Origin of the sequence: Zunongwangia sp. HRR-M8 (assembly GCF_027594405.1) — a bacterium.
GTDB lineage: Bacteria > Bacteroidota > Bacteroidia > Flavobacteriales > Flavobacteriaceae > Zunongwangia.
Map to the genome: position 1 here is coordinate 2894317 of NZ_CP115161.1, position 15321 is coordinate 2909637.

Genomic DNA, 15321 nt, shown 5'->3' on the forward strand with positions numbered 1-15321 from the left:
GAATTAAATATTAATGAGGGATTATAAAATCTAATCCCAAATTATACAATTTCAAGATTTATTTTTCCTGAATTTGGGATCTCTTTTTTTATCTTAAAATAAATTAACTTTAGGTATTTATTTTTTCTCCTATGCCAGTTCAATATCATATTCTAAACGGCGATGCCTTAAAAAATCAATTTCCTAAAGCGATTACAGACAAATTAATAATCGCCCGCGAGTGTTTGATTGAAGGGCCCACGCAGGAAACTGATTTTGACGATTTTTTTGCCAGTAGAGCTACATTTATTTGTAAAACTTATACTGAAACTGAAGAAAATTACATCAAAAACGTAAAATCTGAGTTTCAGAAAATTCTGAATATTACGCAAGACTGCGAAATTAATCTTTGGTTTGAGCAAGATCTATTTTGCCAGGTAAATCTATGGTTTGTAACTTCTTTAATCGCTAAAAATCCACATTTAAACAAGATCTTTTTAGTGATGCCCAACGAGCATAGCCCATACGGCTTTGGCAAATTAGGTGAAGCCGAATTAATTAAAGCCTACAAAGATCGCAAACCGATCAATAAACTCGAGAATTTTGCAGAACTCTGGCGACATTATCAAAATAATGATCTGGAAAATCTTAAACTAGTAGCTAAAAAATTTCAAAAAGAATTTCCATTTTTACTACCAGCGATTGAAGCTCATATAGCAAGAATTCCAAAGAAAAATAATCCCGGTCGTCCCATAAACACTATTTTAGAAATTATGACTGACCTGAAAACGGAAGATTTCTCTCCTATTTTTAGAGAATTCTGTAAACGCGAAAGCATTTATGGTTTTGGTGACCTACAGGTTAAAAAACTATTTGAAAAAGCAAAAAAACTTCAATAAAAAACAAAACCCCGAAAGAAACTTTCAGGGCTTGTATCACAACATTTTAGTATATTAAATCAGCACCAATTCCGAGGAACTGATAATTTCATTTCTGTTCAATAATTTTCCGTAAAATTCGAGATCATTTTTATCGCTTTTAAACGATTCGTCAAACCATTCTGAAGCCTTATTTACCGGAAAACTAAACACTTTTATGTTTGGATATCCAGAAGGCTCTGACCCTTGATTAATACCAATTTCAATAGTTTCCTCTTTTTTGTTATAAAAAACAAATTTTGCTAAAAAATTATGACGTAGCAAATCAATAAAATCCTGTGGGATTTGTTTACAATCCTTGCATTCCTCGATATATTGATTTACCAATACTCTCAATGATGTTTTAATCTCCTCCGTTCTTAAATAAGATGCCATAGTTTTTAGTGTTTTTTGTTGTTAATACTCAGCGAAAATAATTTCAATCCATAGACTTAAAAAAGCATTTATGTAAGGTTTAACTCGAAGATATAAAACTTTCACAATATCGTTTTCGTAAGTGTCTCAATTTTAACCCAACTAAAATCAGAATCAAATAATTGCTTATTTTCCATAAACTTCTGAAATACAAATTCCTGAAATTTTAAAGCTTAAATTATCATTTCAATAAAAATGGCTATATTTTAAAAAAATTTGAATTTTATTTTAACAAAATGAATAAAATAGTTCTCTGGTCACTTTGTGCTGCATTCGCAGGTTTTTTATTCGGATTTGATACCGTAGTAATATCGGGAGCTGAGAAGCAATTACAACGAATATGGCAAAGCTCTGATGCTTTTCATGGCACATTTGTAATTGGCATGGCATTATGGGGTACGGTAGCGGGAGCACTTTTTGGCAGTTTCCCTACTAATTTCTTCGGAAGAAAGAAGAGTCTCTTTTTTATAGGAATCTTATATGTTATTTCGGCACTAGGATCTGCTTTGGTAGACGACCCTTATACCTTTGGGATATTTCGATTTGTTGGTGGCCTGGGCGTTGGCGCTTCAACCATAGCTGCACCAGCTTATATTTCTGAAATTGCTCCTGAAAAAGATCGTGGCCGCCTAGTTGCTTTTTACCAATTCAATATTGTTTTAGGGATGTTAGCCGCTTATGCCTCAAATTATCTCTTACGGGAAACTGGCAGCGAACCCTGGCGTTGGATGGTTGGCATGGAAGCTTTACCTGCTTTGATTTATACTTTTTTGGTGCTTATTATTCCGCAAAGTCCGCGCTGGTTGATCTCACAGGGAAAGATTGCAAAAGCAAAATCTATTTTATCTAAAATCGACATTTCTAAAGATCTGGATGCAAAGATTACTGAAATTAAAAGACAGGCCGATCAAGGAAAATCTTCAAAAGAAAATATCTTTATGAAGAAGTATAGAAAACCCTTAATTCTTGCTTTTCTTATTGCTTTTTTTAATCAATTTTCTGGTATAAACGCACTGCTATATTACGCACCAAGAATTTTTGAGGAAGCAGGATTAGAGGAAAGCGCTTCACTTATGAGCAGTATTGGCGTTGGAGTAACAAATATCATTTTTACATTTATCGCGCTCTTTCTTATCGATAGATTAGGCCGAAGAACTTTAATGTATATCGGCTCGATCGGTTATATCATTTCTCTGGCAATGGTTTCGGCTGCGTTCTTTTTGGATTGGGGTGGATTAAGCGTGCCTATTTTCATCTTTATATTTATAGCCGCTCATGCTATCGGGCAGGGATCTGTAATTTGGGTTTTTATTTCTGAAATTTTCCCAAACCATTTACGCGCGGGCGGGCAGGCATTTGGATCTTCTACGCATTGGGTGTTGGCTGCTATTATCCCATCTTTGGTGCCTATTTTATTTGGAAGTATAGGGCCTGGTTGGGTATTTGCCTGTTTTGCGTTTATGATGGTATTGCAATTACTGTTCGTAAAATTTATGATGCCAGAGACCAAAGGAAAATCTTTAGAAGATCTTGGTCTCGGGCTATCAGAAAGAGAATAATTTATTGGCACCGCCAAAGGGTATAATACCCCGAGGCTTGCCTTGAAATTAAAAATTTATTTCCAACGAGTGCCTTGTGGGCTTACCCTAAGTTAATTTACTCTTCTTCATAAATTCCTTTAGTCGTCATTACGATAGGCTTAATAGTGCCATCTTCGTTGTATTCCATTCTTTGAATACAAACAGATCGGCTATAACTTGAACCATCATTTTGAATCCCACCATTATGGTAAATAAAATACCATTCGTCATTAAAATCTACTATCGCCTGGTGGTTGGTATTGCTATTTCCTGCAATTTCATTTAAAATACCTTTGTATTCGTAAGGCCCTTCAATATCATCTGCCATGGCGTAAGCAATCTTTTCGGGGAAACCAGTAGCATATGTCAAATAATATTTTCCGTCTTTTTTATGGACCCATGGCGCTTCAGTAAACTCAAAACCTTCAAAATCGATTTTTTTAATTTTACCGTCAATTTCTATCATATTATCTTTAAGCTTTGCATAATAGCAAACCCCATTACCCCAAAAGATCCAGGGTTGATCGTCGTCATCGATAAATATCGCAGGATCAATGCACGTCCAGGAGTGGGTTGAAGCAAAACAATCTTCATTAGTCAATAATGGTTCTCCCAATGCATCCATATAAGGCCCTTCGGGTTTATCGGCTACGGCAACACCAATACCATTCCAGTTGGTACTTATGTACCAGTAATATTTTCCGTTTCTTTTCTCTACATGACCGGCATAAGCATCACCACTGGTGGCCCATTTAAAATCGGTGATTTTTAAAGGTATAGGATGTTCTTTCCAGGTTTTCATATCCTCTGTAGAGAATACTAGCCAATCTTTCATTTTATAACCTTTTTGACCACCTTCGTAATCATGGCCGGTAAACAACCATAAGACATCATCCTCTACAAATGCTGCAGGATCTGCCGTATATTTATGTGTAAAAATTGGATTTTGATTAGGTTCAAAAACCATAGATGAATCTTGCTGTGCATAAGTATTCACTGCAAAAAACAAACATATCACCACTATAAAAATGCTTCTTATTTTCATTAATCTGAATTTATTCTTTTTCGGGTACACCGCCTCACTTCTTATAAATACGTTCTAATTCTTCTTTGGTTATGCCAATTACGCTACCATGACGTGGAAAAAAGTCTTTTGTAAAACTTTCTGTTTCTTCTGAAAAATTGAAAAGATCTTTACTACGCTGAAATTCGTAACGACCATTTGAATACAGATCGTACATTAAAATATATTCGTCACTATTATTCAGTTTAAATACAGAAGATCCCTCAACATTTATTTTTGTGTCGGCATAAGCATCTAAATACTTAAAATCTTCTTTCCAAGGTCCACTCAAAGATTTACTAATAGCCTGCTGAATTCCGTTTTTAAATTCTTTACCATTGCTATCTTTAGTATTTCCCTTATAGAACAAATGGTAAATCCCATCTTTATAAATGATATCACCATCGATTGCACCATATTTTGCGCGAAACATTAAAGTAGGTTCATTTTCAAAACCGCTAAAATCTTCGTTAGCGTAAGCGCTATAAAAATCAAGATTATCCTGTCCCTTAAATCGAATCGTAAAATAAATAAGATATTTATCTTTAGCCTTATCGTAAAAAGTTTGTGGAGCCCATACCCACTGTACATTTTTAAAATTTTCAGGGTATTCTTTTCTAAAATCTATTGCTGTACTTTTCCAATCGATCAAATTATCAGAATGCATCAAAACAATTCCGGGATTACTTTCCCAGCCATTTTTCACAGTAAACATATCTGTAGCTACTATAAAAAACTTGTCGTTATTTCTTAAAATATGAGGATCACGAATACCACCGGAATTCGAAATACTATCTGAACCTATTATTGGTTGATTATTATTTAAAGCTTTCCAATTTTTAGCATCTCTGCTTACTGCAAATCGCAACTGCTCTTGAAGTTCGCCTTTTCCTGTTCCTTCAAAATAGGCGAAAAGATACGCCTGCATGTTATTTTGGGCAATCGATATTTGCGAAAGCAATAACAAGACTAACAATCCAAATTTAAATTTCATACTTCAGTTTTAAAAGTCAAAACCCCAATGATCAGCTAATATTTCAGCTTCATTTTTAGTAAGATAAATCACAGCCCCATGTTTAGGAGAAGAGAAATTAGTCGCTTTCATTTCTCCTTCATTAAAATGACCAAGATCTCTGAAATTTTCAAAATCTGAAGTTTCCAAAAATCCAAAGTTATGCGGCTGAATTCCGTAGATATCATACATCAAGATCCATTTATTTTCGCCAATAACTTTCCAAACGTTTGGGGCCTCACTGGCTTTAGTTTCCTTATCTATCCATTTTTCTTGATATTGATAACCTTGATTAATTTCTGAAGAAATTGCCTGCTTTATTCCTGGTGTGCCATCATGCGGAGTGTAAAACATATGAAATTTATCGCCAATTTCACTAATATCGGCATCGATATAAGATACTTCTTTTGGATAATCGAAGATTAATTTTGGCGGACTCAGCAAACTATCAAAGTCGTTGTTCACATAAGAATAATACATCTGATTGCGCTCATTTCCCATTCTCATGGTATAATACAACATTAATTTGCCTTCTTTCTTATCAAATATCGTCTCTGGCGCCCATGCTGCTCCAACTTCTTTAAGACCAGGAAACGAGCCATCTAGCCGAATGTTAGTTTTACTCCAATTAATTAAGTCACTAGACTTCATAAGAACGAATCCGCGGTTATTCCCCCAACCATATTTTTCGCCATCACGCTGCCATTCGGTTTCCCGCAGTCCATCACGTTTTGCAAAAATATGAAGATCGGTCATTGCCAGATAAAATTCGCCTTTTGGACCGCGATAAATATGAGGATCTCGTATTCCCTTCTGTTCGGCAATAGTATCGCCAGCAATTACAGCATCCCCACCATTGATATCTGTAAAGCTTTTACCATCTTTACTTAAAGCCATATGAAGGCTATGGTCATTATCTTTAAAATAGACCATTAGGTAAGCGGCCATTTTTTCTGTTTTAATTTCATTATTTTCATAGGTATTTTGATGTTTTTCGGATGTAGATCCACACGCTAATATCCCGAATACAAAAACCACTAATGAACTTAAAACAAAACTACTTTTTTGCATGCTTAATTGTTAAATACGATTTTATTCGAATACAGATAATTCCCACTCATCTTTCCAGCGAATAACTGGTTTTTGGTTCTCCCACTCTATAGGCAACCAAATGTAGCGTCCATCAATATGATTTTTAGGTTTCCAGCGGTCTGCCATAAAGATAAAACTATCTTTTTTTCCCTGTACCGGTAACACAAAAGTACTTTGTGAAAAGAAAGTTTTGTCGGCATCCTCCCCAACAGCCGGGTTACCTAATTTTTCCCAGGGTCCCATGATAGATTTTGCTCTAAACGAACGAGCTGCATTGGGATCCCAACCTGTTAACCCGGAAGTGATCATATAATAATAACCATCTTTTTTGAAAATTGCGGGCGCTTCATTTTGTCCTCCGGGTTGTACACGAATCCATTCTCCTGTAAACTCCAGATAATCATCTGTCAATTTTGAAATATGCAAAGTCTGGTTTTCTTCCGAAGAGGTAATATGATATGCCGTACCATCGGTATCGATATAAACCGTCATATCACGGGACATTTGTCCTTTATCAAAATCACGTCTAACAAACATTCCTTCAGCTAAAGCTTTTCTCCATTTTGGCGTCCACCATTTTTCTGGATCTCCATTTTCAGGAGTATATTTCCACTCTTCTTTAAAATTTCGCGGCCATTCTTCAGCATTAGGACGATACGATTTTAAATAAGTAAACGGTCCTGTTGGCGAATCGCTAATGGCTACTCCTGTTCTTGCTGCGGAATATCCCTGATCTTTTAATTCCAGATGAAACCACATTACATATTTACCTGTTTTTTCATTGAAAACTACTTTTGGCCGCTCCATAACGCTTCCCGAAGTAATTTCAGAATTTGGATCTTTTTCTACTGAAAGCGCTACGCCTTCATTTTGCCAATTATATAAATCTTCTGAAGAATATACTGTTATCCCAACTCGCGCTAAACTAGATTTTCCTTTATGCTCGCCATACCAATAGTAAGTTCCGTCTTTAAATAAAATTCCACCGCCATGCGCATTGATGTGCTCACCATCGGTATCCTTCCAGATTTCTCCCGGATAGAATGCTTTATAATTAGGCGAAGAAGATTGCGCTTTTAACCCAAATTGGCTAAAAACTAATACAAATAAAATGAGGTAATTGATTTTCGGATTTTTCATATTTCGTGGGGAAATTAATGAGCATGATCGATTGGAATAGTATGCCCACTCCAAATTTTCTTTTGCGTCCAGGCTTCGGCAGGTGCCGTCCAGAATTCATCTTCAGTAGAAAGTCCTAAAACTAAAAATGCTTCAGTACTTAAATACAAGCTACCAGTAGAAATATAACCTTCACCGATATTATTCTGATGCCCCATAAGACCAACTTGAAGCCAACCTTCTTTATCAAAAGTTCCTTCAGCTTCAATTTGATTTTTAATTACTGCATATAATGCCGAACGTACTTGTGCAGGACTCAGCTCTTCACTCAAATTTTTCCATAAAGCTACTTGAGAAAGCGTCTGAAAAGCACCAAATCTATACGCTAAAGATCGTCCTATTGGCGGATAAGTCCCGTTAGGAGAAATTAATCGTTCCTGAATACTAGCATAGCGTTTGGCTCTATATTGTACTTTTTCAAAATCTTTTTCACGACCAATACCTTCTTCTTCCATAGTTTTTAAAATATCCATCAGAAAAGGCTGAATCACGAAACTATTGTAATAATCCCAGTGGAAATTAGGGCCATCACCATACATTCCGTCCCCTAAATACCATTCCATATGCTTATTGATAGGATAAGCTAATCGAACTACATCTGCTTTTCCATCAAACTTAAGCAAAGCAGCTTCTACCATTCCGGTAAACAATAACCAATTACTGTAGTAAGGCTGAATATCGCGGGAAGATTTTAATACAGCGATTACATTTTGCTTCGTTTCGTCTGAAAGCGGATCCCAAAGCTGTGTAGGCGCTCTAAGTAATCCCTGAGCAAAAAACGCAGCATCTACCAAAGGTTGCGCATCTTTATTGAAATTCATAAAATCTGGTGATTCGGGATCGGTTGCTTTATCGATCGCTTTTCGAGATAATTCGATATATTTTTTTCTTAATTTTCCTTCTTTGGTATTATCTGGTCCCAATTCTAACCAAGGCGCAATACCCGATAAAGTTCGGCCAAAGGCTTCTAAATAAGTTACATGCTTACGATCGTCCCAGGCTCCCGGTGAACGCTCTACCGGCATATTTGCTTTAAGCTTTCCTTCTGCCAAATTGGTTAATACAGGATCGGCTATTTTCACAAGCGATTCTACATAAAATTCACGTACTTTTTCAGGTTTAGGCTGATCTAACTCTTGCGCCAATAAATTACCTGTACATATAAAAAAGACAAACAATAATTTAATATTCGATATTTTCATAATCTATTATTTCGGTTGATAAACTCGTACATAATCTATTTTATAATATTTTGGGAATGCTGTTGTTTCAGGGTTGCCTCCATTACTTCCAATTGCTAAATTCAGCAGTAAATAATGCGGTTGCTGAAAAGGATTAAAACCATCTGGATTTGTTGCAGTTGAAACATCGATTGTATTGAGCAATTCCTCATCTAAATAAATAGTAATCGCTTCTGAAGTCCATTGCATTTTCCAGATATGAAATTTATCTGCCCAGTTTGGATCTTTTTCGAGGAATTTTGAAAACGGAATTTTTTCACTATCCCAAGCCACATAATCGGTTTGTCCTTTCCATGCTGCATTTGCTAAAATTGCAGGCTTTTGATCGACCAAATAATATTCCATCACATCAATCTCTCCATTAGAGGGCCACCCTTTTTCGATACCGAGCGTCCAGATTGCCGGCCACATTCCCATGGCAGTATCTATTTTAGCTTTTACTTCTAAAATTCCGTATTTAAAACTGAATTTCCCTTTGGTATTTAAACTTGATGAAGTGTATTCGGCAAACGCTCTGTTTTCTTTCCAGTTTTCACTTTCAGCCTTAAAATTAGGATTCTTTATTTTTTCTCGTCGAGCTTCAATCACTAAAAATCCATCTTTTACAATAGCATTTTTAGCCTGATACCATTGTAATTCATCATTCCGAACAAATCCTTTTTCGTACGACCAATATTGAGTATCGGGTTTTCCTGCTTTATCAAACTCATCTGCCCATATCAACTCATAATTTTCGGCTTTCTCTTTGATCTCCTGCGAAAAACAACCTGAAAATGAAAACATTGAAATGATTAAAAAGGCTAATTTTAATTTCATTTTTTTAATATATCAGTTAAACCACTGAAATTTAAAAAGAAGCTACCCCTTATGAAATAAATTCAAAAAAGGGATAGCTCTCAACTCACACTGTAATATTTTAATTCTCAGTTTGGATATAACTGAGTGCTATTTATATAGAATTTCAAACTATCGCAGCAAAGAAATTATATACGTATAGCTATAGTTATTATCTTCTAAACGGTACTGTCTATGCGGATACTGCCCCCAGCTGTTATCTCCACCCAGTCCACGTTGTTTATAATCTACATGCAGGAATACTTTATCCTGAACTTTGATATCGGTGGGATGACGTTGCGCTTTTTCTTCTCCCGGATCTAAATCTTCGGTAGCAATGTTTAAAGCACTAAATCCTAATGGCTGTTCACCGATGATTTTCAAACCTTTTCCATTTTTATTTTGAAGCTGAATCCAACGGGCGTCAGTTTTATAACCGGCCTCTTGCGGGCGAATATAGCCCCAAGTAAACTGATTTTCTACTTTGTCTTCATAGATTCCTAAAAACGCTGAAGTATTTCTATCGGAATAATTTTCCCATGGACCACGACCGTAATATTCCAAATTTTCATAATCTCCCGGTAAGATCATGCGCATTCCAAAACGTGGAAGTTCAGGAAGGTCTTTTTCAGAATTTAAATTCGCGGTTACTTTAATATCTCCGTTGTTTTGAATATGATATTCGACTGTATATGGGACGTCTACTCCGGCTAACTGATACGTCACGGTGATCAGCTGACCGTCTTTATCTTTTTTAGCAACTTCAACATTTTTTACTTCTGAATTATGAGTCGCTTCTTTCCAAGCCTTTAGTTTTTTCGGCATGCCGTTTCCAAAATCATTATCGGTTGGCGCTCTCCAAAAATATGGCTTTGGAAATGCTGATATTGGTGATTTTTCACTGCCTTTCAGATGATAGGCTTCAAAGCTTCCAGTTTCAGTATTAAAAATACCTTCGATCATGTCATTTGAAAATTGAAGTATATCACCTTTCTTTTTAACTTTTAACGTACCAGAAGTTTCAGTTTTGGTTTCAGTAAAAAATGTATTCTCACCAATTTTAAATTGTTCCCTGGCAATTTCGTGCCCCGCAGGAACCATTGCTTTCGCCTGTTTAGTATAAGCGTATACACTTAGGAAATATTCTTTATCACCGATTTTTGGCAAAGAAATACTAACCGATTTTGTTGAATTTGGAGCCACTTCAATAGTAAACTTTCCGGTTTTTACAACTTCTCCATCGGCAAGTAATTCCCATTTAAAATCGAAAGCATCCAAATTCGTGAAATTGAATTTGTTTTTTATCGAAAGTTCATTTCCATCTAATTCAAATTTGATGTTTTGATATACTTTTTTAACTTCTTCTAAAGCCGGATGTGGTTCACGATCAGCAGTCACGAGTCCGTTAGCATTAAAGTTCTGATCGTTTTGCAAGTTTTCAGCACCTAAATCACCTCCATAAGCCCAAAACTCTCGGCCATCTTCGGTTTCTGTTCGTAATCCCTGGTCTACCCAATCCCAGATAAAGCCACCTTGCATATGATCGCTGTTATCGATAATATCCCAGTATTCCTGAAAGTTTCCGTTACTATTTCCCATGGCGTGAGAATATTCACACATAATAAACGGGCGCTCTTTGCTGTTATCGTTGGCATATTGTTTCATATGCTTGATGCTTGGATACATAGGGCATACGATATCGGTATTGCGATTTTCACCTGCTTGTTCAAATTGAACTTTACGAGTGGTATCACGATCTTTAATCCAATCGTAAGCATCGTAAAATACGGGGCCATTTCCACTTTCATTTCCTAAAGACCAAACAATAATTGAAGAATGATTTTTATGGAACTCGACCATTCGTTGAATTCGATCCATATGCGCTGGTGCCCATTCTTCTAAATAAGCTGGGTGCTTTGATTTATCAAAATTACCTTGCCACTCTGCTCCCATAGCATGAGTTTCGATATTCGCTTCATCAACCACATACATTCCGTATTCATCTGCCAATTCATAGATATACGAATCGTGTGGATAGTGACTCATTCGGATTGCATTGACGTTGTTCTTTTGCATTACCTCGATATCCTTAAGCATCATTTCACGATCTGGAGTATGGCCTTTATCGGGATGGTGTTCATGTAAATTAACACCATTTACAGTAATAGCTTCACCATTTACCATTAACTGCGCATTTTTGATTTCCACTTCACGGAAACCAGTTTTACCAGCAAGCGCGGCAACTTCATCATCCTTTTTATCTAATAAACTAATGCTGTATTTATAAAGATTTGGAAATTCATTGCTCCATTTTTGAACCTCAGCAAGATTTTTATGGAAGCTTACTTCCGTAGCTTTTTTATCTAAAGCTTTGGTTTCAGTATAGATTTCTTTACCAGAAGGATCCATTAAAACAAATTTTACTTTTGGCTTTTTGATACTTCCTTTATCAAAATCTTTCAGTTTTATGTTGGCGTTTAATTCGCCGTCAGTATAATCGTTACTCAAGCCACTGGTTACAAAATAATCCCATATCGTGGTTTTTGGAACCGCTTGCAAATACACATCACGTTCCAAACCACTTAAACGCCAAAAATCCTGATCTTCCAAATAACTCCCATCGTGCCATCTAAAAACCTGAACCGCCAAAAGATTTTCCCCATCTTTAAGAAATTCAGTAATATCAAATTCAGCCGGCGTTTTAGAAGCTTTGGTCATTCCCGCTTCTTCACCGTTTACAAAAATTCTGGCATAACCAGAGATTGATCCAAATCGAAGAATAATCTCGTGGTTGTTCCATTGCTGCGGAACAGAAAAAGTTCTGCGATACGTCCCTACCGGATTATAAATTTCTTCATCACCATCTTTGGAGTTTTTGTTGATGATCTCGCCACTCTCCGTTTTTTCTTCCGAAGGAAATCCGATATAAGGCGGATTTTTAGGATGCGGATAAGTTACATTGGTATAAATAGGAAGATCAAAGCCTTCTAATTCCCAATTAGAAGGAACGTTGATATCGTCCCATTCACTGTCGTTTAGTGATGATGAATAAAAATCTTTTGGTCGCTCGCTAGGATGCTTCACGATATTGAACTTCCAGGTGCCATTTAAACTTTGGTATAAATCGGATGATTCCGGTTCGTTTTTTAAGGCTTTAGAAGCTGAAGTGTAAAGCACAAAATCGCTACGCCCTTCCAGTTTATTTCTATCTACTTTTGATGGATTTTCCCACTCGTTTTGCTGCGCATACGTGGTTGTAAATAACAGCAAGCCAAGAAGGCTAAAAAAGGTCTTTTTCATATTTTTAGTAAATCAATTTTTTATTTTGAATTTTGAATTTTAAAGTTCTTCGTACCTTTTTAAAGCTTCAACAAAATAATAATCTCCATAGGTTAATGGTACATCTACCTCAGAATTTGCCGGTTTACTACCCACACCGTGTTTCAAAAGAAATCCACCCAATTCATCTTGTTTGGCTAAATATTCCTCTGACATCAGGCTAGACAACATTTTTTCAGCAGCATTAAAATAGTTCTCGTCGTCAGTATATTTGTACAATTCTAATAAAGCAGAAGCAATAACCGCAGCGGCGGAACTATCGCGTAAATCATCAGGGATGTCTTCAGCATCAAAATCCCAGTAAGGCACCATATCTTCTGGCATATTTGGATGCTCTAAAATGAACTTTGCAATATTTTTAGCCTGATCCAAATATTTTTGGTCTTTGGTTTCTCGGTACATTAAAGTGTACCCGTATAATCCCCACGCTTGTCCACGAGCCCATGAAGATTCATCTGCAAAACCTTGTGCGGTAATTTTTGATTTCGCTTCTCCGGTTTGTTCATCATAAATTAACTCATGATAAGTACTATAATCATCTCTAAAATGATTTTTCATGGTAGTGTTGGCGTGATTAATAGCTATTTCACGATATCGCTCATCACCGCTATGATCGGCAGCCCAAAAAAGAAGTTCCAAATTCATCATATTATCAATTATGACTACCAAATCTCCTTTTTCTGCTTTATTCCAAGGAGCACTATCCCAAGACCGGATTGCTTTTACGGTATCGTTGTAGCGCGTAGCTAAAGATTTTGCGCTCTCCATTAGAATGTCATTATACTCAGGTTTTGGATCAATACGGTTTGCATTGCCGAAACTACAATACATCATAAATCCTAAATCGTGTGTACTGGTATTTTTAGCTTCTCTTTCTAAATGTGCAAGAATACGCTCTGCTTCTTGTTTTAAAGTATCCTTTCCGGTTTCTTCATATAGATAAAGCAATGTACCTGGATAAAATCCACTAGTCCACCAACCAGAATTACTTGCTTCAAATTCTTCTTTTTTAGGGTAAAAAGTTTTTGGATACTCTCCCTCTTCAATTTTGCCAGCCATCGACAAATATTGATTTGCTGCTAGTTGCGTAACCGAATCAATCTTTTCTTGTGAAATTGATTTCGTCAATTTATTTTCTACTGCTTCGGTCGCTTCAGAAGAAGTTTTATTTTCTTCCTGATTATCTTTACAGGAGATCGCTGCGCAAAGCACAAACGAAAGACCTAATACTTTTAATGAATTCATGATTATATTTAATATTTATTTTAATGGTAAATTTTTAATTTCAAGAACACGGATCATCGTAGGTTTAACGGTTGCCACCCCCTCCCCATCAATCTGATACACTTTTTGTGCAAATACATGTAATTTCTTTTCTCGCTTCCAAAGTTCCAAATCGTAATTTGGCTCCCATTCTCCTACAGATACTTTAGTTAAATCGATTACATTCCATGACTTTTTGCTCCCAATTTTATTGTAAGCCATAGAAATTTTATTTCCTCTTTCGGCATCCCTAAAAAGAAGATAAAACATTGGTTTATCTTGAGTTTCTTTCAGCAAAATTTCAGGTCTGGAAATTGGGATTTTCTTTGTTCCTCCTCCACCGAGCTGAAATGAAGAATTTCTGAAGTTTGTGTTTTCATGCTTCCATTTTCCTTCTTCAAGATAAATAATTTGATAATTTGTTTTATGATCTTCAGTCCAATAGGTTACAATATAAGGATTTCCATTTTTATCGGCAGTCATCGATGTTTGATTGATCAATTCACTTTTCTGCGGAATTTCCCAGGCATATTCTGCCGATGATGCGGTTATTGGTAAATTATATTGCTGCCCATTAGAACGTTGCCAGGTTTTACCACCATCTTTAGATCTCGCATATGCCATATCGTGATTAGTAGCTACATCCCAACTGTCTCGCCACACCCAAGATAAATGAATAGTTCCTTCTCTATCTACACAAGCCTGCCAATAGGCATTGCGTTCTCCTTCGCCATCGATTAAATTATCATGTAGATCTTCCCATTGCTGATTTTCGATATTATATAATTTGGAAACTAACTTTCCTTTTCCAGACTGGCCTGATCGATATAGAAAAAAAAGATTTCCGTTTTTAAGATTGTAAAATTGAGGATAAGAAAGTTTATTTTCATCCTTACCTGTCATGTTTTGTTTGTCTCCCAACTGCGTACTTAAAGCGGCTATACCTATTGCATAGTTCAACGGATTATCATGATGGTCCCAGCTAGCGTGGAGTTTATTATTACCATCTAAGGCGATGCTAATTGCGTTATGAGCATCTTTTGTGTTTCCGGTAAAATCACTATGAGATAAATCGAAATTTGATGAATTCAGCTTCCTTTTAGCGATAATCATTTTTCCGTTTTCATCATAATAAGCTAAAAACTGATGCGTGGAGTTTGAAGTAATTGCATTCTTACGGAAAATCACAGTATTTATTGAGTTGTTTGCCCAACCCTCGCCTACTTCTACAACCGTATTACTAATTGAAGAACAAGAAGCCAAAAGAATTATAGAAAGGATATAAAAAATGATGTTTTTCAACATTTAGTAAGACTGTATTTGCGGTACAATATTTCTTTTTTTATAAGATTTTATATGGCATAAAATGACTTTTTAAGAGGGGCAA

Annotated in this window: 12 protein-coding genes; 2 read left to right on the forward strand and 10 right to left on the reverse strand. The window is 36.1% G+C overall.

What is annotated here, in order from left to right; translation table 11 throughout:
* Positions 1-131 precede the first annotated feature (131 nt).
* On the forward strand, positions 132-878 hold the full coding sequence (locus tag PBT89_RS12485) for a DUF1835 domain-containing protein (protein ID WP_270062190.1): 747 nt from the start codon (positions 132-134) through the stop codon (positions 876-878).
* Between the two features lie 54 nt (positions 879-932).
* Here the strand turns inward: PBT89_RS12485 and PBT89_RS12490 are convergent, their stop codons facing one another.
* Positions 933-1292, reverse strand: a complete 360-nt coding sequence (locus PBT89_RS12490; protein WP_270062191.1) for a hypothetical protein — start codon at positions 1290-1292, stop codon at positions 933-935.
* Between the two features lie 275 nt (positions 1293-1567).
* Between PBT89_RS12490 and PBT89_RS12495 the strand changes: the two genes are divergently transcribed.
* Positions 1568-2890 carry a sugar porter family MFS transporter gene (locus PBT89_RS12495; protein WP_270062192.1) on the forward strand — a complete coding sequence of 441 codons (1323 nt, stop codon included), beginning with the start codon at positions 1568-1570 and terminating at the stop codon, positions 2888-2890.
* 97 nt (positions 2891-2987) lie between these two features.
* Here PBT89_RS12495 and PBT89_RS12500 read toward each other — a convergent pair whose 3' ends face one another.
* The 9 genes from PBT89_RS12500 to PBT89_RS12540 form a co-directional block, all read right to left on the reverse strand.
* A complete protein-coding gene (locus PBT89_RS12500; RefSeq protein ID WP_270062193.1) occupies positions 2988-3956 on the reverse strand; it encodes a glycoside hydrolase family 43 protein in 969 nt (322 codons plus the stop codon).
* 34 nt (positions 3957-3990) lie between these two features.
* Positions 3991-4968, reverse strand: coding sequence for a glycoside hydrolase family 43 protein (locus tag PBT89_RS12505; RefSeq protein ID WP_270062194.1), 978 nt, complete (start codon positions 4966-4968; stop codon positions 3991-3993).
* Between the two features lie 9 nt (positions 4969-4977).
* Positions 4978-6057, reverse strand: coding sequence for a glycoside hydrolase family 43 protein (locus tag PBT89_RS12510; RefSeq protein ID WP_270062195.1), 1080 nt, complete (start codon positions 6055-6057; stop codon positions 4978-4980).
* 21 nt (positions 6058-6078) lie between these two features.
* The gene (locus PBT89_RS12515) at positions 6079-7218 is read right to left on the reverse strand and encodes a glycoside hydrolase family 43 protein (protein WP_270062196.1); all 1140 of its coding nucleotides are present in this window, start codon (positions 7216-7218) and stop codon (positions 6079-6081) included.
* 14 nt (positions 7219-7232) lie between these two features.
* Entirely contained in the window at positions 7233-8459 is a 1227-nt protein-coding gene (locus PBT89_RS12520; protein WP_270062197.1) for a DUF2264 domain-containing protein, read from the reverse strand.
* Between the two features lie 6 nt (positions 8460-8465).
* Positions 8466-9314, reverse strand: coding sequence for a glycoside hydrolase family 16 protein (locus PBT89_RS12525; protein ID WP_270062198.1), 849 nt, complete (start codon positions 9312-9314; stop codon positions 8466-8468).
* A 150-nt stretch (positions 9315-9464) separates the two neighbouring features.
* Positions 9465-12632, reverse strand: coding sequence for a glycoside hydrolase family 2 TIM barrel-domain containing protein (locus PBT89_RS12530; RefSeq protein WP_270062199.1), 3168 nt, complete (start codon positions 12630-12632; stop codon positions 9465-9467).
* Between the two features lie 39 nt (positions 12633-12671).
* Positions 12672-13916, reverse strand: coding sequence for a glycoside hydrolase family 88 protein (locus PBT89_RS12535; RefSeq protein ID WP_270062200.1), 1245 nt, complete (start codon positions 13914-13916; stop codon positions 12672-12674).
* Between the two features lie 15 nt (positions 13917-13931).
* Positions 13932-15239, reverse strand: a complete 1308-nt coding sequence (locus PBT89_RS12540; RefSeq protein ID WP_270062201.1) for a BNR repeat-containing protein — start codon at positions 15237-15239, stop codon at positions 13932-13934.
* Positions 15240-15321: the final 82 nt, after the last annotated feature.